The sequence below is a fragment of the Nocardioides nematodiphilus genome, assembly GCF_020216525.1.
GTDB classification, from domain to species: Bacteria; Actinomycetota; Actinomycetes; order Propionibacteriales; family Nocardioidaceae; genus Nocardioides; species Nocardioides nematodiphilus.
Genome location: NZ_JAIWOY010000011.1, coordinates 97,892 through 116,136 on the forward strand (window position 1 = coordinate 97,892; position 18,245 = coordinate 116,136).

Sequence of the window (18,245 nt, forward strand, 5' to 3'; positions counted from 1 at the left end):
GGGGCCTTCGTCGGTCTCTGGGTCAGAGAGCCAGGATCACTCGCCCGAGATGAACTGCTCGAGCAGGGCGCGACCCTCGGTGTCCTCGATCTGAACCGGCGGGCTCTTCATGAGGTAGGCCGAGGCGGCGATGACCGGGCCACCGACGCCGCGGTCCTTGGCGATCTTCGCGGCGCGGCAGGCGTCGATGATGATGCCGGCGGAGTTCGGGGAGTCCCAGACCTCGAGCTTGTACTCGAGGTTCAGCGGAACGTCACCGAAGGTCGTGCCCTCGAGGCGGACGTAGGCCCACTTGCGGTCGTCGAGCCACGCGACGTAGTCCGACGGACCGATGTGCACGTTGCGGTCGTCCTTGAGGCCGGCCAGCGGGCCGGTCAGGTTGGACGTGACGGCCTGGGTCTTGGAGACCTTCTTGGACTCCAGGCGCTCGCGCTCGAGCATGTTCTTGAAGTCCATGTTGCCGCCGACGTTGAGCTGGTAGGTGCGGTCCAGCCGGACGCCGCGGTCCTCGAACAGCTTCGACATCACGCGGTGGGTGATGGTCGCGCCGACCTGGGACTTGATGTCGTCGCCGACGATCGGGACGCCGGCGTCCTCGAACTTCTTGGCCCACACCGGGTCGGAGGCGATGAACACGGGCAGGGCGTTGACGAAGGCGACCTTCGCGTCGATGGCGCACTGCGCGTAGAACTTGTCCGCCTCCTCCGAGCCCACCGGGAGGTAGGAGACGAGCACGTCGACCTGGTTGTCCTTGAGGACCTGGACGACGTCGACGGCCTCGGCGGCCGACTCCTCGATGGTCAGGCGGTAGTACTTGCCCAGACCGTCGAGCGTCGGGCCGCGCTGGACCTCGACGTTCTTGAACGGCACGTCGGTGATCTTGATGGTGTTGTTCTCGGAGGCGTTGATGGCCTCGGAAAGGTCCTTGCCGACCTTCTTGTCGTCGACGTCGAAGGCGGCGACGAACTCGATGTCACCGACGTGGTACTCGCCGAACGTGACGTGCATGAGACCCGGGACGGTGCCCGACGGGTCGGCGTCCTTGTAGAACTCGACGCCCTGGACGAGGGAGCTGGCGCAGTTGCCGACACCCACAATTGCTACGCGAACCGAACCCATCAGGGGTCCTTCCTTTCAGTGGTGGTGGTGACTTCCGCACCCGCAAGACCTTGCTTGGTGGGATTGCGCTCGGCGTCGATGAGCCCGGAGAGCCATCGGACCTCGCGTTCGACCGACTCGACACCGTGGCGCTGAAGCTCCCCGGCGTACTGGTCGACCTCCTTCTGGGTCAGCGAGAGCTCCCGCTGGATCCGGTCGAGTCGCTCCTGGAGGCGGCTGCGGCGTCCCTCGAGGACGCGCAGTCGGATCTCCATGTCGGTGCGACCGAAGAAGGCGAAGCGGATGTCGAAGTTGTCGTCCTCCCACGCAGTGGGGCCGACCTCCGTCATGAGGTGCTCGAACTCGCGGTGACCGGCCTCGGTCACCTGGTAGACGATGCGCGGGCGGCGCGTCACCGGGGTGAGGGCGGTCGCCGTCTCCTCGATGAGGTGCGCCTTGAGCATCTTCTTGAGCGTGGGGTAGAGCGAGCCGTACGACAGCACACGACCCCAGCCGAGCATCAGATTGAGCCGCTTGCGCAGCTCGTACCCGTGCATGGGGCCCTCGTGCAGCAGTCCGAGGACTGCCAGCTCGATGGTCTCGGCGCGACGGGTCATAAGACCTATCGTAGCGATATATCCGAGCGTTGCGAATCGTTGGTACATCGGAGTGTTGGATCGCGGCGTCACGCAGTCCGATCCGAGTCACGTACGAGGCTCGTGAATCTGTGATAGTGGGGGCCCTTGCGTACTCTCATCGGGACGCCTGACCCCCCAGATCCTGGAGACGTTGAATCGTGAGTGGTACCCGCGCCGCCCGGCCACAGCCGAAGAAGCCGGCGGCTCCGAAGAAGCCGCTGACCCGCAAGCAGAAGCTCCAGCGCGCCCTCAAGTGGTGCCTGCTCGTCGGTCTTGCCGGCATCGTCGTCGTCGCCGGCATCGCGGTGATCGCCTACAACACGACGGACATCCCGGACCCGAACGCCGACTTCCAGACCCAGACGTCGTACATCTACTACGCCGACGGCAAGAACGAGATCGGCCAGTTCGCCGAGCAGAACCGCGACTCGATCTCGTACGACCAGATGCCGGAGACGATCAAGGCCGCTGTCGTCGCCGCCGAGGACCGCACGTTCTGGACCAACCACGGCATCGACCCGAAGGGCATCCTGCGCGCGGCCTTCAGCAACGCGAAGGGCGGCTCGACCCAGGGCGCCTCCACCATCACGCAGCAGTACGTGAAGATCCTGTACCTGAACCAGGAGCGCACCTACTCCCGCAAGGCGAAGGAAGCGATCCTGTCGCTGAAGATCCAGCGCCAGATGAGCAAGCAGCAGATCCTCGAGGGCTACCTCAACACCATCTACTTCGGCCGGGGCGCGTACGGCATCCAGGCCGCGGCCAAGGCGTACTTCGGCGTGCCGGTCAGCAAGCTGGACCTGCGTCAGTCGGCGGTGCTGGCCTCGGTGCTGAACAACCCGAGCCAGCTCGACCCGGCCAACGGCAAGACCCACCGCGAGGCGCTCAAGGGCCGCTACGCGTACGTCCTGTCCGGCATGGCCAAGGCCGGGGACATCACCCCGGAGGAGGCGACCAAGGCCGCCGGTCACCTGCCGCCCTTCCCCAAGCAGCACGCCTCCAACACGTACGGCGGCCAGCGCGGTCACGCGCTGTCGCTGATCAAGAACTCCCTGCTCAAGCTCGGCTTCACCGATGAGCAGATCCAGGGCGGCGGCCTGCGGGTCACCACCACGCTGACCAAGAAGGCAATGGACGCGGCCGCCAACGGCGTGGCCGAGGCCAAGCCCGAGGGCTTCGGCGACAAGGAGCTGCACATCGGCGTCGCCACCGTGCAGCCCGGCACCGGCGCCCTGCTCGGCTTCTACGGCGGCCAGGACTTCCTCCAGTCGCAGATCAACTGGGCGGCCTCGGGCGGCATGGCCGGCTCGACGATGAAGCCGATCACGCTGGCCACCGCGCTGGAGGCGGGCTACTCGCTGAAGTCGACGTTCGACGGCAACTCCCCGTACACGTTCACCGGCGGTCTGCAGGTGCACAACGAGGGTGAGCAGGCCGGCGAGGCCAACGGCCACTCCTACGGCGCGGCCGTCAACGCGGTCTACGCGCTGCAGGAGTCCATCAACACGGCGTTCGTCGACATGTCGGACTCGATCCCCAACGGGCCGAAGAAGATCTACGACAACGCGCTCAAGATGGGCCTGACGCCCAACGGCAAGCCGAACCCGGACCACCCGGGCATCCCGTCGACGACGACGGACCTGCTGCCCGACGACTCGCTGATCACGCTCGGCAAGGCCCGGGTGAGCCCGATCAACATGGCCAACACGTACGCGACCATCGCCGCGGGCGGCAAGCGCGCCGACGTGCACGTGATCAACAAGGTGACCGACCAGAACGGCACCATCTTGTACAAGTACCAGAACGACACCTCGCAGGCGATCCCCGCGGACGTCTCCGACGACGTCTCGTACGCGCTGCAGCAGGTGGTCAACGCCGGTACGGGCCGCGCCGCGCTCGCGCTCGGCCGCCCCGCCGCGGGCAAGACCGGCACCGCGACGTCGCCGAACTCCAACGGCGTCGGTACGCACGTGTCCTCGGCCTGGTTCGTGGGCTACACGCCGCAGGCGTCAACCGCCGTCATGTACATCCGCGGCAAGGGCAGCGAGGCGCTCGACGGCTGGTTGCCCTCCTACTTCGGCGCCGACTACCCGGCGCGGACCTGGCTCGCGGTGATGCAGGCCGACATGGAGGGCGTCCCGGTGGAGGACTTCCCGCCGCCGGCCAACGTGACCGGCACGCCGCCCTCGGAGGGTCACGCGCCGCTGCCGAGCATCGCGCCCAAGCCCCAGCCGTCGAAGGCGCCGAAGCCCACCAAGAAGCCCAAGCCGTCGCCGTCCGCGTCGTTCGCGCCGCCGCCGGTGCAGAGCTCGCAGCCGGCTCCGCCGCAGCCCACCGACGGGGGCGGCGGGCCGGGTAACGGCAACGGGAACGGCAACGGCGGATGTGGCGTGCTCGGCTGTGCCAGCCAGGAGCCGTCACCCGGCCAGACGGTGACCGCCAGCCCGTAGCGGCACGGCGACCGGCTCCGGCCCTCGCGGGCCGGGCCTGATCCCGTCCCTCGCGCGCGCGGCCGTTCGCTTCGTCGCCTACTATCGCGGGCATGCCTGGCGACGTCGACGCACCCGCGCACGAGGACCGCGTCGTCACGACGCTGAGCGAGAGCATCGGCGGCCCGATCGGCGACCACGCCGTTCGGCGCCGCCGGCTCGCGCCGGTCGGGTGGCTGCTGCTCCTGACGGCCTTCGTGATGGCGCTCGGCATGGTGCAGAAGTCCGACTGCTACCGGCAGACGTGGAGCAACGGCGACACCCGCTACACCCACATGTGCTACTCCGACCTGCCGTACCTCTACACGGGGCGTGGCCTGGCCGAGCTCGAGTGGCCCTACACCGACGACGCCACCACCCGGCAGCGCTACCAGGTGATGGAGTACCCCGTCGGCATCTCGTACTGGGCCTGGGGGACCGCCTGGGTCACGCATTGGCTCTCGGGCTCGCCCGATCTCGCCGACCGCGCGGCCACCAAGCCGGACGACCTGTGGGGCGTGCCGGGGATGCTCAAGGAGATCCGGCTCTTCGTCGCGGTCAACGCGCTGGGCTTCGCCGCGATCGCACTGGTGGCGTGCTGGCTGATCGCCGGTGTCAACCGGCGCCGCCCGTGGGACGCGGCGGCCTTCGCGCTCTCGCCGGCGCTGCTGCTGACCGGCCTGATCAACTGGGACCTGCTCGCCGTCGGCTTCGTCGCCGGGGCGCTGTGGGCGTGGTCGCGCGGCAAGCCGGTGCTGACCGGCGTGATGATCGGGCTCGGCACGGCGACCAAGCTCTATCCGCTCTTCCTGCTCGGCGCGCTGCTGGTGATCTGCTGGCGCAAGCGCACGTGGTACGAGTTCGTGATGGCGACCGGCTCGGCGGTGATCGCCTGGGTGCTGTTCAACCTGCCCGCGATGCTCGGGGGTGGGGTCGCGCAGTGGAAGGTCTTCTGGAGCTTCAACAGCAGCCGGGGCGCCGACCTCGGCTCACTGTGGATGGTGCTCCAGAACGTGACCGGCCACACCTTCACCCCGCACGAGATCAACCTCTGGTCGTGGGTGCTGTTCGGCGCCTGGTGCGTCGGGGTGCTCGTGCTCGGGATGCTGGCGCCGCGGACGCCCCGCTTCGCGCAGCTCGGCTTCCTGATCGTGGCCGGCTTCCTCATCGTCAACAAGGTCTACTCGCCGCAGTATGTGCTGTGGCTGCTGCCGCTCGCCGTCCTGGCGCGGCCGCGGTGGCGTGACCAGCTCGTCTGGCAGGGGACGGAGGTCCTCTACTTCGCGTCGGTGTGGTGGTATCTCGGCGGGCAGCTCACCGCGGGCGACGGCACCAGCAACCCGTTCTACTGGCTCTCCATCGTGATCCGCGTGATCGGCCAGCTCTACCTGGCCGCGATGATCCTGGGCGACATGTTCGCCCCGCAGGACGACCCGGTGGCGCGCGCCGAGGACGAGGCCGAGCTCGAGGCTGCGTCGCGGGCCGACGCTGCGCGCCGGTCTCCCGCGCTCGCGGCCGGCACCTGAGCCCGTTGCCCGCTCGCGCTCGCGACGGCTCTCGTCGGTCGCCTCAGTCGAGCGCGATCTCGTCGAACGTGGTGGTGGTGTAGCGGACCCGCACCTCCAGCTCGTCGCCCACCTCCGGCGCCGTCGCGCCGTGCGGCAGCAGCAGCATCGAGGCCTGCATGTGCGGCGGCTCGGCGAAGAAGAGCTGCATGCCGTCGAGCAGGTACGGGGAGCGGACCACGCCGACCGCGTCGAGGCCGCCGCGGGCCGCCGCCGAGGCGCGCGCCCTCAGGCTGGACTCGCCGGTCGGTGCGCTGAGGCCGAGGCCGTGCGCGGTGCCGCCGCTGGCGACGACCAGGTGGCCGGGGCGCAGCGCGTGCCGGCCGCGGTAGCCGTACGTGTCGCCGCGATCGATCGCATGCACGTCCTGCACGGTCGAGGTGACCCTCAGGGCGCCGCGGTCGCCCAGCCACAGCGCCGTGCCGATGCGCGGACGGATCGTCAGGTCGGCGTACTCGCTGCGCAGGGTCGCCAGCTCGGTGGGAGTGAGGTGGCTGACCCAGACGGTGGCGCCGTCGGCCGCGCCCGCGCCGATGATGTCGGTCATCAGACGGCGGGCCTCGGCGAGGTTGGCGCCGTGCTCGCCCATCGGCAGGTGGATCGAGAAGCCCTCGAGGCGGGCGCGGTTGCGGGCCAGGCCGGCCAGCGCCCACAGCTCCTCGGCGGACAGGCCGTGGCGGCGCATGCTCGTCATCCGCTCCAGCACGACGCGGGCGCCGGGCTGGCGGGCGAGCAGCTCGCCGAGGTCGCTGGGCCGCGAGACGGTGTGGATGACCCGGTCGGCCAGATCGGTCGGCAGGTCGGGCTCGCTGCGCCCGACCGCAGGGGGACGCCACGGCGTCAGGACGATCATGTCGCCGCGGTAACGGCTGGCGATCTCCGGCACCTCGGCGTAGGTGCCGACCGCGACCACGTCGCTGCCCAGCCAGTCGGCGCGGCGCGCGAGGCGGGCGATGCCCAGGCCGTACCCGTTGCCCTTGGCGACCGGAACCAGGCCGGGGATCTCGTCGACGACCGAGCGCAGGTGGGCGCGCCAGCGGTCGCCGTCGACGGTCAGCTTGAGGGTCATCGTGCGCGCCTCGTCATGTAGAGGTCGAAGGCCTTGTAGATCGCCGGGCGCAGCGGCAGGTCCCACTCGCCGACGTACTCGACGGCCTGGCCGCCGGTGCCGACCTTGAACTGGATGAGGCCCACGTGGGAGTCCTCGGCGTCGAGGGTGGGGGTGATGCCGCGCAGGTCGTAGACATGGCAGCCGGCCGCGAGCGAGGAGCGGATCATCGCCCACTGGAGTGCGTTGGAGCCGCGGACGTCGCGCTTCTCGGTGGAGGAGGCGCCGTAGGAGTACCAGGCGTGGCCCCCGACGCGCACCAGGATCGTGGCGGCGACCAGGTCGCCCTCGTGCCGGGCGAGGAAGAGCGAGATGCGGTCCGGCTCCTCGGCGCTCATCGCGGCGAACATGGTGCGGAAGTACGACAGCGGGCGCGGAGTGAAGTGATCGCGCTCGGCGGTGTGGACGTACAGGTCGTGGAACGCCGCGAGGTGCTCCTGGAAGGCGGCGTCGCTGCCCGCCGAGGCGGGGGTCACGACGGTGACCTCGACGCCCTCCTTGTCCGCCTTCTTGATGTTGCGGCGCCAGAGCTGGTTCATGCCCTTGAGGACGTCGTCCTCCGTACGGGCGTTGCCGTCCGCGTCCGTGAGCGGGATCTCGAAGGTGTACTGAGGCTGGCCCGCGCCGAAGCCGTCCTCTGGGGACTGGAGCCGCCAGCCGGCGCTGCGCAGCTGGGAGACGACCCGGGCGCCGATGTCGCTGCGCTGGGTCGGCGGGATCTGGCCGAGCCGCTGGACGGCCTCGTCGGCGATGCCCTGCTTCACCTGGTCGGCCGACCAGGTCGCCGTCGGCACCGGCGGACCCATCCGGACCCCGAAGGCGCCGTTCTTCTTCAGGTGCGCCGTGAGCGGGTCGATCCACTCGCTGAGCGGGCGTCCCCAGTCCAGGGTCGGGCCCTCGGGCAGGTAGGCGAGGGTGTACTTCCTCAGCTTCGGGACCGGCCGGTGCAGGACCAGGGTCGCGCCGATCAGGGTCTGTGCCCCGTTGGCCTCCTCGAAGAGGCCGAGCGACTCCGCGCGCCACTCCGTCTTCACCCGCGCCCACGCGGGCGTCTGCAGGAAGCTCGCTGAGGGGCGACTCCGGATGAAGGCGAGGTGTTCCTCGCTGGACAGGACCCGGACGCTGACACTCACCTGCGGAAGGTTACCGGTGCCGCGGACGTCGGACGTTCCCCGTACGTCGCGATCAGAGTCGGTCGCGGAGCCAGGCGAAGTCGGCCTGGTGCTGCTCGGCGCCGCCGGGGGTCTCGCAGACCACGGGGGCGTCGGCGTCGCGGATGACCTGGGCGAGGAGGTCGGGATCGATCCGGCCGGCGCCGAGGCTGGCGTGGCGGTCGGCGCCGGAGTCGAACTCGTCGCGGCTGTCGTTGCAGTGCACCAGGTCGATCCGGCCGGTGATCTTGAGGACGTCGGCGACCACGGTCTCCAGTGCGTTGCCGCCGGCGTGGGCGTGGCAGGTGTCGAGGCAGAAGCCGACCATGTCGGCCTGCTCCGCACCGGAGATGGCGTCCCAGACGCGGCCGATCCGGTCGAGGTAGCGCGTCATCGCGTTGTCGCCGCCGGCGGTGTTCTCGATCAGCACGGGGATCTTGAGGTCGGTGGCCTCGATCGCCTTGCGCCAGTTGTCGAAGCCCTTCTCGGGATCGTCCGCCTTGTTGACGTGGCCGCCGTGCACGATCAGCCCCTTCGCGCCGATCTCCGCGGCGGCGTCGACGTGCTGCTGGAGCAGCTTGCGGCTGGGGATCCGGATCCGGTTGTTCGTGGTCGCCACGTTCACGATGTACGGGGCGTGCACGTACAGGTCGATCCCGGCCGCCTCAGCGTCCGCCCTGAGGCCCGACGCGCCGCCCGCGTACGCGATCTCGGGGCCCTTGTAGTCCTGCGGGTCGCCGAGGAAGAACTGCACGAGCGAGGCGCCGCGCGCCTTCGCCTCGGCGATGGGGTCGGTCTGGTCGACGTGCGCACCGATGAGCATGCGGCCAGCCTAGTTGCGGGTCGGAGCTCAGTCGTGGGCGATCCCGTGGGCGTCGCAGGCCCGCCGGAAGTACTCCCGCGACTCGGCGAACAGATCGGTCGCCGGCGCGTCGTTGCTGTCGATCGAGCCGTGCCAGGTGTGGATGATCTGCACCGGCCCGTAGTAGACGTTGCGGTAGCCGTGGGCGGTGGCGTGATAGCTGCAGAACGTCTCCTCGTAGAAGAGCCGCGTGGGGAGGAAGGCGCCCTCGGCGCCGGGCGCGACCCGGCGGTAGGCACGACAGGCGCTCAGCTCCTCCCAGACCCCGCGTCGCATGAGGTACGCCGAGCCCGCGACCGCGACGGCGTCCTCACGGATGTCGCTGAACTGGCCGATGTCGTCCTGGCGCCAGCCGCGCTGCTTGGGCTGCTCGTTGGTGCCCAGCGTGCCGCCCGAGGTGATCCGGCCGAGCTGGTCCACCTGGCGCGGGCCGACCGCGCCCCACGTCGGGTTCTCCCGGACCACGCGGGCCAGGGTGGCGAGAGCGTCCGCGGTGAGGCGGACGTCGGCGTTGAACAGGCCGATGACGTCGTGGGTGCCGCCGAGCACGCCCGCGTTGCAGGCCCGGGCGTAGCCGACGTTGTCCTCGAAGACGAGGTGCCGGATGGCGAGCCCGTCCCGGGCGAGCCCCAGCGCCCGCTCGCCGGCCTCGAGGTCACCCTGACGAGGGGCGACGTTCGCCACCACGAGGGAGACGTCGACGCCGTCGCTGTGCTCGGCCAAGGAGGCGACGAAGCCCTCCAGGTCCTCCGGGGTGCGGTAGTTGACGACCACGGCGTCCACGCCGGCGCGGTAGTCCGTCCGTCGCTTCGACCTGTGCCACCAGCGTGCTCTCGTCATGGGCAGTGATGGTGCCATGCGACGCCGGCGGGCGCGGGTATGGCGGCGGCGCTGAGCCGTGCGCGGATCCGGCAGCGCCAGCCCCTCCGACCGCCCCTCCGGCGGCGGCAGCGGCTGCTGGGGGAGGCGCTCCGGGATCGGGATCGAGCCGTCGCAGGGCGGCAGCGCGAGGGTGCGCAGCTCGACCAGGGCGGCCACCGCCGAGGCGGGGCGGTCCTCCGGCTCGGGCGCGGTCAGGGTCGTCAGCAACGCCGCGAGAGCGCCGCCGGGCACCGGGGAGGTCGGGGAGCCGGTCAGCAGCTCGATCCCGACCCGGCCGGCGGCGTACAGGTCCGAGCGCGGGTCGGGCGGTCCGCCGGCCTCCTGCTCGGGCGCCAGGTAGCCGTCGGTGCCGACGCCGCCGGGCGTACGGGTGAGCCGGGGCTCCTCGCGACCCGCGGCGACGCCGAAGTCGGCGAGCCGCAGGTGCGGGACGTCGCGGCCGGTGGCCTCGAGCAACAGGTTGGCCGGCTTCACGTCGCGGTGCACCGTGCCGGTCGCGTGCACCGCGGCGAGCGCCTGCAGGAGCTGGTCGAGCAGGACCCCGACGAGCGGCTCGGGGAGGGTGCCGTGCTCCGCGAGCAGGTCCGCCACCGAGCCACCGCGCACCAGGTCCATGGTCAGCACGACCAGGTCGTCCTCGGCGACCCAGCCGGTCGGGGCGACCACGTGCGGGTGCGGGATCCGCACGCCCTGCTCGCGCACGAAACGCAGCAGCACCGAGCCGGAGCGCGCGGTGAGCACCTTGAGGGCGAGCCAGCTGCGCGTGCGCTGGTCGTACGCCCGCCACACCGAGCCCGTCGAGCCCGCGCCGGTCCGGTCGACGAGCACGTACCGCCCGGCGATGGGGTGCTGCCGGCTCCCGAGCCCGCTCTCCATGGGTGGATGCTCGCACGGACGCGACCCGTACGGTTGTCCTCGTGCGGACCAACTGGGCAGGCAGCCACACCTACGAAGCGACCGCGCTGGTCACCCCGGCGAGCGTCGAGGAGCTCCAGGAGGTGGTGGCCTCCTCACCGAAGGTGCGCGCGCTGGGCAGCCGGCACTCCTTCACCGACCTGGCCGACACCACCGGGGTGCAGGTCTCGCTGGAGGGGCTTCCGGCGGGCATCGAGATCCTCGATGACACGGTGCGGGTGCCGGCGGGGGTGAAGTACGGCGACCTGGCGACGGAGCTGGTGCCGCGCGGCCTCGCGCTGGCCAACCTCGCCTCGCTGCCGCACATCTCGGTGGCCGGAGCGATCGCCACCGGCACGCACGGCTCCGGTCGGGGCAACGGCTCGCTGGCGACCTCCGTCCGCGCCCTGGAGCTGGTCGACGGACGCGGCGAGCTGGTCCGGTTGACGGGGTCCGAGCTCGACGGTGCCGTCGTCGGTCTGGGCCTGCTCGGCGTCGTGACCGCGGTCGAGCTGGCCGTCGAGCCCGCGTTCGAGATCGCCCAGGTGGTCCACGAGGGACTGCGCTGGGACACGTTCCTCGGGGACGTGGACGAGGTACTCGGCGCCGCGTACTCCGTCTCCGTCTTCACCCACTGGACCGGCGATGAGGTCGGCCAGGTGTGGGTGAAGTCGCGTGGCGGGGCCGCGGTCGACATCGAGGGTGCGCATCCCGCGACCGAGCAGCGCCACATGATCGCGGGCATGGGCGTGGAGAACACCACCGCCCAGCTCGGCGTCGCCGGCCCGTGGCACGAGCGGCTGCCGCACTTCCGGATGGGCTTCCTGCCGAGTGCGGGCGAGGAGCTGCAGACGGAGTACTTCGTCCCGTTCGCCCAGGCAGGCGAGGCGCTCGCGGCCGTACGCGCGCTCGGCGAGCTCTTCGGCGAGACGTTGCTGGTGACCGAGCTGCGCACGGTGCGCGGCGACGAGCAGTGGCTGTCGGGGGCGTACGGGACCGACGTGCTGGCGCTGCACTTCACCTGGCAGCGCGACTTCGAGCGGGTGCTGCCGCTGGTGGCGCGCCTCGAGGAGGCGCTGCTCCGGCTGCAGGCCCGGCCGCACTGGGGCAAGGTCTTCCACGCGCGCGCCGACGCGCTGGCTCCTGCCTACCCGCGCTGGGACGACTTCCGCGCGCTCGCCGCGCGGATGGACCCCGAGGGCCGCTTCCGCAACGCATGGACCGAGCGGCATCTCGGCATTTAGGCCACCCTCCGCGGACTTGATAGCCTGACGCGTCTCCGTCTGTCCTGTAGGCGGAGACACCGCAAAGCCCTCCTGCCATGGAGAGACCATGGCCGCTGAGTCCGTAGGAGGTGGAGAAGCTATGCGTGCATACGAGGTCGTGGTCATCCTGGACCCGTCCACCGACGAGCGCACTGTCGCCCCGTCGCTCGACAAGTTCCTCAATGTTGTTCGGAACGACGGTGGCACCGTCGAGTCCGTCGACGTCTGGGGCCGTCGTCGTCTGGCTTACGAGGTCAAGAAGAACGCCGAGGGCATCTACGCCATCGTCAACCTGACCGCCGAGCCGGCCACCGTCAAGGAGCTCGACCGCCAGCTCACGCTGAACGAGTCGATCCTCCGCACCAAGGTCATTCGCCCCGGCAAGTGACCCCTCGAACTTGTCGGTGTCTTGCTGTATTGATGGGCACCGACACCAGTTCGTAGATCAGAACGACAAGACCTAGGGAGACGCCATGGCTGGCGAGACCATCATCACCGTGATCGGGAACCTGACCGACGACCCGGAGCTGCGTTTCACGCCCTCCGGTGCTGCGGTCGCCAACTTCACGGTGGCCTCGACGCCGCGCACGCTCAACCGCCAGACCCAGCAGTGGGAGGACGGCGAGACGCTGTTCCTGCGCTGCTCGATCTGGCGCCAGGCTGCTGAGAACGTCGCTGAGTCGCTGACGCGGGGCACCCGCGTCATCGTCCAGGGCCGCCTCAAGGCGCGCTCCTACGAGACGCGTGAGGGTGAGAAGCGCACCGTCAACGAGCTCGAGGTCGACGAGATCGGCCCGTCGCTGACCTGGGCGACCGCGAAGGTCAACCGGGTCAGCCGCCAGGGCGGCCAGGGTGGCGGAGGCTTCGGCGGCGGCAACGCCGGCGGTGGCCAGCAGGGTGGCTTCGGCGGTGGCGGCAACGCCCCGCAGCAGCAGTCCGCGCCCGCCAACGACCCGTGGGCGACCCCGGCTCCGCAGGCTCCCGCCCAGCAGGGCGGCGCCGGCGGTGGCTACGGCGGCAACGCCGGTGGCGGCGCTCCGGCCAACGACCCGTGGGGTGCCCCGGGCGTGGCCGGCGACGAGCCCCCGTTCTGATCCAGCACCACCCAGACCGAATCCCTCAACCATTCCGGCGTTAACCCGCAAGGGGCCGGGCTTCTAGAAAGGAAGCACCACAATGGCCAAGGCAGTGATTCGCAAGCCGAAGAAGAAGGTTTGCCAGTTCTGCAAGGAGAAGGCGACTGGCGTCGACTACAAGGACGCCACCCTGCTCCGCAAGTTCATCTCGGACCGCGGCAAGATCCGCGCTCGCCGAGTGACCGGCAACTGCGTCCAGCACCAGCGTGACGTGGCCATCGCGGTCAAGAACGCGCGCGAGGTCGCTCTGCTGCCCTACACGTCCACCGGTCGCTGAGAGGAGACGGAACCATGGCGAAGATCATCCTGACCCAGGAAGTCTCCGGTCTCGGCTCGGCGGGCGACGTCGTCGAGGTCAAGGACGGCTACGCGCGCAACTACCTGCTTCCGCAGGGCGTCGCGATCCGTTGGACCCGCGGTGGCGAGAAGGAGATCGAGAACATCAAGGCTGCGCGCGCGAAGCGTGCCGCCCGCGATCTCGACCACGCCGCCGAGATCAAGAGCAAGCTCGAGGCCTCCTCGGTCAACCTCAAGGTCCGCGCGGGCAAGGACGGCCGCCTCTTCGGCGCCGTCACCGTCGCTGACATCGCCGGCGCCCTCGAGGCGTCGATCGGCGAGTCGGTCGACAAGCGCTCCGTCGCGCTGAAGAACCCGATCAAGAGCCTCGGTGCCCACTCGGTCACCGTGCGCGTGCACGACGAGCTCACCGCTGCGGTGGCGCTCAACGTCGTCCCCGCCTGATCACGCTCATCACGGCTGCGGCCGGTCCCTTTCGGGGGCCGGCCGCAGCCGTCATTTCAGACCCGTTGGGCCGAGGCTCAGAAGCGGTCGGCGATCGCGGTCAGCTTCGCGACGTACGCCGACCAGTCGTAGTCCTGCGGGACGTTGTCGCCGGGGCGGCGCAGACCGGTCGCCCCGTCGATGGTCTCGCGCAGGATGTCGGCATGTCCGGCGTGCCGCGCCAGGTCGAGCGTCACGTGGATCATCAGACGCCCGAGAGTGGCATGGCGCCGGCTCTCCGCCCACCACGCCACCGCGCCGGAGGCGTTGATCTCGCGCTCGTCGATGGTCTCGTCGGCGAAGCTCTGCACGCGCCGGTAGAGCGCGATGACGTCCGCGGCCGACTCCTGCTCGGTGGCGTACCAGTCGGCCTGCGGGTCGGCGTCGAACGCCTCCTCCGGGATCAGCGCGGGCTCATCCAGGGTGCGGCCGAAGGTGGGGCCGAAGTAGCCGTACTCGACGTTCGCGGCGTGCTTGACGAGGCCCAGCAGGCTGGTGCCGGTCGGGGTCCGGGGAAGGCGGAGCTCACGCTCCGAGAGCCCGTCCACCTTCGCGAGCAACACGTCGCGCTGGCTCTGCAGGTCGCGCCACAGGTGTCGCTTGAGGTCGCCGCCATCGATCTCCATGCGAACACCATGCCTCATGCGCCGACGACCAGCCAGCCGTCGCCACGCGCCCGCAGGGTGACCACCGCGAAGCGCGCGGCCATGAAGACGAACGAGAAGGCCGCCCACACCCAGGCCACCCCGCCGCCCAGTGCCACCGCGAGCACCAGGACGGGGACGTACGCCACCAGGGTGAGCAGGCCGCCGTACGCGAGATAGCGGCCGTCTCCGGCGCCGATCAGGACGCCGTCGAGGACGAAGACCACGCCGCAGATCGGCTCCGCGAGGGCGGCGATGAGCAGCACGCCGACGAGGCGGTGGCGAACAGCCGGGTCCTCGGTGAAGAGCGCGCCGAGGACCGGGCTGGCGGCGGCCAGGAGGAGGCCGCTGACGACGCCGACGAGCACGCCCCACCGGATCATCCGCCTGGTCGCCTCGCGGACCGCCCCGGGGTCTCCGGCGCCCAGCGCGCGGCCGGTGATCGCCTGGGCGGCGATGGCGATCGCATCGAGGACGAACGCCAGGAAGGTCCACAGCGTGAAGGCGACCTGGTGCGTCGCCAGGGCGGTCGCCTGGTCCGATCCGGTGCCGGTGCGGCTGACCGCGTACGTGGTGATGAGGAGGGCGCCGCGCAGCGTCAGGGTGCGGATGACCAGCGCGACGCCGGCGCGCGCGGCCTGCCGGATGCCGGCCAGGTCGGGGCGCAGCGAGATGCCGTGCTGGCGGGCTGCGGCGCGGGTGACGACGCCGATCAGTGCGAGGGCGGCGAGGACCTGGGCGAGGAGCGAGCCGAGGGCGGAGCCGCGCAGGCCGAGCCCCGCGCCATAGACCAGCGTGACGTTGAGCGCGATGTTGAGGACGTTGCCGCCGACGGCGACGACCATCGGCGTACGGGTGTCCTGCAGGCCGCGGAGGACACCGGTGGCGGCCATCATCAGCAGGAGCGGGGTGATGCCCAGCGCGGCGATCCGCAGGTAGTCGGCGCCCTGGTCGGCGACGCCGCCCCTCGCGCCGGAGAGCCGGACCAGCCGGTGGGCCAGCGCGGTGCAGGGGATCGTGACCAGCACCCCGATGAGCACGGCCAGCCACAGACCGTCGATGCCCTGGGTGAGGGCGCCGCGCAGGTCGCCGGCGCCGATCCGACGGGCGACGGCGGCGGTGGTGCCGTACGCCAGGAAGACGCAGATGCCGGTGACCGTCTGGAGGACGACCCCGGCCACGCCGAGGCCGGCGAGCTGGCCGGTTCCGAGGTGCCCGACGACCGCCGAGTCGGCGATCAGGAAGAGCGGCTCGGCGACCAGGGCGAGGAAGGCCGGAAGGGCCAGCCGGAGGATCTCCCGGTCGGCCGGATGGGAGCGCTCACGCACCAGCACACCGTAGTGGCTCCGCTCGGGAGCTGACGTGCCGGACGGCACGTGGACGTCGGTTTGACGATTGGTGGAAAACCTGTGCATATACGGCCGGACTATGCGGGTTGGGGCGATGGTCCCGGAAACGCGGAGGAACGCGAAGGTGAACGGGGTCACATCCGGGACTTTTTCGGTTCCACATGTCCACAGGCGTGTTTCCGCAGGTCAGACCGTGATTAGCGGGCTCCGCCGGCGCGTCGTACACAGCCGTCTCCCCAGGCTGTGCACCCCTATCCCCGGCTTCTCCACCGTTGTCCCCCGGTTATCCCCAGGGCCTGTGGATAACCGGGTTATGCAGAGGGTCGTCCGGCACGTAGGGTCACGCGGAGTCCCGGGTCGGCGAGAAGTGTCGGTGGGGGTGGCTAGGGTCGCGGACACGCGAGGTTTCGGGCAGTTGCTGGAGGTCGGATGAGCATCGCTGAGGACCGGGCGCAGAGCGCTCCGGAGCCGCCGTTCGACGAGTGGGGCGACGGTCCCGCCGCGTTCGAGCCGGGGGCCGATCAGCGGCGCGCACCCAACGACCGCACCCCGCCGCAGGACATGGCTGCCGAGCAGTCCGTCCTGGGCGCGATGCTGATCTCCAAGGACGCCATCGCGGATGTCTCGGAGACCGTACGCGGCACGGACTTCTACCGGCCCAGCCACGAGACGATCTTCGACGCGATCATCGACCTCTACGGCCGCGGCGAGCCTGCCGACATGATCACGGTCGCCGGCGAGCTGCAGCGTCGCGGGCAGCTCGAGCGGATCGGCGGCGCGCCCTACCTGCACACGCTCGCGGCCAACGTGCCGATCGCCTCCAACGCCGGCTACTACGCCGAGATCGTCTCGGAGAAGGCGACCCTGCGCCGCCTGGTCGACGCCGGCACCAAGATCGTGCAGATGGGCTACGCCGGCGAGGGCGAGGTCAACGACATCGTCGACACCGCCCAGGCCGAGGTCTTCAAGCTCACCGAGAAGCGCTCCACCGAGGACTACGCCCCGCTGTCCGACATCATGGACTCGGTCCTCGACGAGATCGAGACGATCTCCAACCGTGACGCCGGGCTGTACGGCGTGCCGACGGGGTTCGCCGACTTCGACGACCTGACCAACGGCTTCCAGGCCGGGCAGATGATCATCGTCGCCGCCCGACCTGCCATGGGTAAGTCGACGCTCGCCCTCGACTTCTGTCGCGCCGCGTCGATCCACAACAACATGACCAGTGTCTTCTTCAGCCTGGAGATGAGCCGCGCCGAGATCACGATGCGTCTGCTCTCAGCCGAGGCGAAGGTGCCGCTCAACCACATCCGCAACGGCAACATGACCGACGACGACTGGAACAAGCTGGCTCGTCACATGCCGGCGGTCTCCGCGGCGCCGATGTTCATCGACGACAGCCCCAACATGACGATGATGGAGATCCGGTCGAAGGCCCGCCGGCTCAAGCAGCGCCACGACCTCAAGCTGATCGTGCTCGACTACCTCCAGCTGATGAGCTCGGGCAAGAAGGTCGAGTCCCGCCAGCTCGAGGTCTCGGAGTTCTCCCGTCAGATCAAGCTCCTCGCCAAGGAGCTCGAGGTCCCGATCATCACGCTGTCGCAGCTCAACCGTGGCTCCGAGCAGCGCGCCGACAAGCGCCCGATGGTCAGCGACCTGCGTGAGTCCGGCTCGCTGGAGCAGGACGCGGACATGGTCGTCCTGCTCCACCGCGAGGACGTCTACGAGAAGGAGTCGACCCGCCCCGGCGAGGCCGACATCATCATCGCCAAGCACCGTAACGGCCCCACCCGCGACCTGGTCGTCGCCTTCCAGGGTCACTACAGCCGCTTCGTCGACATGGCCCACTGAGCAACGTCGCTGTCGAGATGCAAAGAAGTCTGCAAGAACCGACAACTTTGCAACCCAGGCGCTGGTAATCGTTCACCCGTTACGCAGATTGTGGTCGCGCAGCAGCGTCTAGGAGGAGTGTTGAAGCTCAAGCAGGAAGCCAGAGTTCTTCACCGGAAGGCGCTTTCGTCGCTGACGGTTGCTACGACGGCATTCAACTCCCCGGTCGACGAGGGTCGGGTCACCCAGGTGCTGCTCAGTCTTCAGCACTGCTTCGAAATGCTCCTCAAAGCTGCACTTGTGCAGAACGGTGTCCGCGTGTTCGACAAGCAGCTTGGACGGTCCATCGGCTTCGAGGCTTGCATCCGGCAGGCGTTCAACCACTCCACGATCCGGCTCACCGACGCCGAGGCCGGCACCCTACGGGCCATTGATGCCATGCGAGATGACGAGCAGCACTGGTTCAACGAGGTGAGCGAGCAGTTGCTTTACCTTCACGCTAGGGCCGGCATTGTCGACGACGCTTGAAAACGAGGCCATAGCGACGGTCGAAAACGAGGCCACCCAGACAGATT

The 18,245-nt window shown here is 69.9% G+C and carries 17 protein-coding genes; 9 read left to right on the forward strand and 8 right to left on the reverse strand.

What is annotated here, in order from left to right:
* Nucleotides 1–36 precede the first annotated feature (36 nt).
* Together KSO98_RS16210 and KSO98_RS16215 are read right to left on the reverse strand one after the other, a co-directional pair.
* Complete coding sequence (locus tag KSO98_RS16210; RefSeq protein ID WP_225286730.1) at nt 37–1,119, reverse strand: inositol-3-phosphate synthase; 1,083 nt, start codon at nt 1,117–1,119, stop codon at nt 37–39.
* Nucleotides 1,119–1,715: a PadR family transcriptional regulator gene (locus KSO98_RS16215; RefSeq protein ID WP_225286731.1), complete on the reverse strand. Its 597-nt coding sequence runs from the start codon at nt 1,713–1,715 to the stop codon at nt 1,119–1,121. Before KSO98_RS16215 ends, KSO98_RS16210 begins: the two co-directional genes overlap by 1 nt.
* 179 nt (nt 1,716–1,894) lie before the next feature.
* Between KSO98_RS16215 and KSO98_RS16220 the strand changes: the two genes are divergently transcribed.
* Nucleotides 1,895–4,186: a transglycosylase domain-containing protein gene (locus KSO98_RS16220; protein ID WP_225286732.1), complete on the forward strand. Its 2,292-nt coding sequence runs from the start codon at nt 1,895–1,897 to the stop codon at nt 4,184–4,186.
* Between the two features lie 92 nt (nt 4,187–4,278).
* Entirely contained in the window at nt 4,279–5,730 is a 1,452-nt protein-coding gene (locus tag KSO98_RS16225; protein ID WP_225286733.1) for a glycosyltransferase family 87 protein, read from the forward strand.
* 43 nt (nt 5,731–5,773) lie between these two features.
* Here KSO98_RS16225 and KSO98_RS16230 read toward each other — a convergent pair whose 3' ends face one another.
* The 4 genes from KSO98_RS16230 to KSO98_RS16245 are packed head-to-tail and all read right to left on the reverse strand — an operon-like array spanning nt 5,774 to nt 10,648.
* On the reverse strand, nt 5,774–6,838 hold the full coding sequence (locus KSO98_RS16230) for an alanine racemase (RefSeq protein WP_225286734.1): 1,065 nt from the start codon (nt 6,836–6,838) through the stop codon (nt 5,774–5,776).
* The gene (locus tag KSO98_RS16235) at nt 6,835–8,010 is read right to left on the reverse strand and encodes a lipid II:glycine glycyltransferase FemX (RefSeq protein ID WP_225286735.1); all 1,176 of its coding nucleotides are present in this window, start codon (nt 8,008–8,010) and stop codon (nt 6,835–6,837) included. The genes KSO98_RS16230 and KSO98_RS16235 overlap by 4 nt, the downstream gene beginning before the upstream one ends.
* Nucleotides 8,011–8,062: 52 nt before the next feature.
* The gene (locus KSO98_RS16240) at nt 8,063–8,851 is read right to left on the reverse strand and encodes a deoxyribonuclease IV (protein WP_225286736.1); all 789 of its coding nucleotides are present in this window, start codon (nt 8,849–8,851) and stop codon (nt 8,063–8,065) included.
* 27 nt (nt 8,852–8,878) lie between these two features.
* On the reverse strand, nt 8,879–10,648 hold the full coding sequence (locus tag KSO98_RS16245; protein WP_225286737.1) for a protein kinase domain-containing protein: 1,770 nt from the start codon (nt 10,646–10,648) through the stop codon (nt 8,879–8,881).
* A 41-nt stretch (nt 10,649–10,689) separates the two neighbouring features.
* Between KSO98_RS16245 and KSO98_RS16250 the strand changes: the two genes are divergently transcribed.
* The 5 genes from KSO98_RS16250 (at nt 10,690) to rplI (ending at nt 13,808) form a co-directional block, all read left to right on the forward strand.
* The gene (locus tag KSO98_RS16250) at nt 10,690–11,910 is read left to right on the forward strand and encodes a D-arabinono-1,4-lactone oxidase (RefSeq protein ID WP_225286738.1); all 1,221 of its coding nucleotides are present in this window, start codon (nt 10,690–10,692) and stop codon (nt 11,908–11,910) included.
* A gap of 121 nt (nt 11,911–12,031) precedes the next feature.
* A complete protein-coding gene (rpsF, locus tag KSO98_RS16255) occupies nt 12,032–12,319 on the forward strand; it encodes a 30S ribosomal protein S6 (RefSeq protein WP_225286739.1) in 288 nt (95 codons plus the stop codon).
* 85 nt (nt 12,320–12,404) lie between these two features.
* Nucleotides 12,405–13,025 carry a single-stranded DNA-binding protein gene (locus tag KSO98_RS16260; RefSeq protein ID WP_225286740.1) on the forward strand — a complete coding sequence of 207 codons (621 nt, stop codon included), beginning with the start codon at nt 12,405–12,407 and terminating at the stop codon, nt 13,023–13,025.
* 82 nt (nt 13,026–13,107) lie between these two features.
* Nucleotides 13,108–13,344, forward strand: coding sequence for a 30S ribosomal protein S18 (gene rpsR, locus KSO98_RS16265; protein ID WP_008355445.1), 237 nt, complete (start codon nt 13,108–13,110; stop codon nt 13,342–13,344).
* A gap of 14 nt (nt 13,345–13,358) precedes the next feature.
* The gene (rplI, locus tag KSO98_RS16270; protein ID WP_225286741.1) at nt 13,359–13,808 is read left to right on the forward strand and encodes a 50S ribosomal protein L9; all 450 of its coding nucleotides are present in this window, start codon (nt 13,359–13,361) and stop codon (nt 13,806–13,808) included.
* Nucleotides 13,809–13,885: 77 nt separating this feature from the next.
* Here rplI and KSO98_RS16275 read toward each other — a convergent pair whose 3' ends face one another.
* Nucleotides 13,886–14,473 (reverse strand): DinB family protein, encoded by a 588-nt coding sequence (locus KSO98_RS16275; protein WP_225286742.1) that lies wholly within the window; start codon nt 14,471–14,473, stop codon nt 13,886–13,888.
* A 14-nt stretch (nt 14,474–14,487) separates the two neighbouring features.
* A complete protein-coding gene (locus tag KSO98_RS16280) occupies nt 14,488–15,822 on the reverse strand; it encodes an MATE family efflux transporter (RefSeq protein WP_443680817.1) in 1,335 nt (444 codons plus the stop codon).
* Between the two features lie 447 nt (nt 15,823–16,269).
* Between KSO98_RS16280 and dnaB the strand changes: the two genes are divergently transcribed.
* Both dnaB and KSO98_RS16290 read left to right on the forward strand, forming a co-directional pair.
* Complete coding sequence (gene dnaB / locus KSO98_RS16285) at nt 16,270–17,691, forward strand: replicative DNA helicase (RefSeq protein ID WP_225286744.1); 1,422 nt, start codon at nt 16,270–16,272, stop codon at nt 17,689–17,691.
* A gap of 120 nt (nt 17,692–17,811) precedes the next feature.
* On the forward strand, nt 17,812–18,198 hold the full coding sequence (locus tag KSO98_RS16290; RefSeq protein WP_225286745.1) for a hypothetical protein: 387 nt from the start codon (nt 17,812–17,814) through the stop codon (nt 18,196–18,198).
* Nucleotides 18,199–18,245 lie beyond the last annotated feature (47 nt).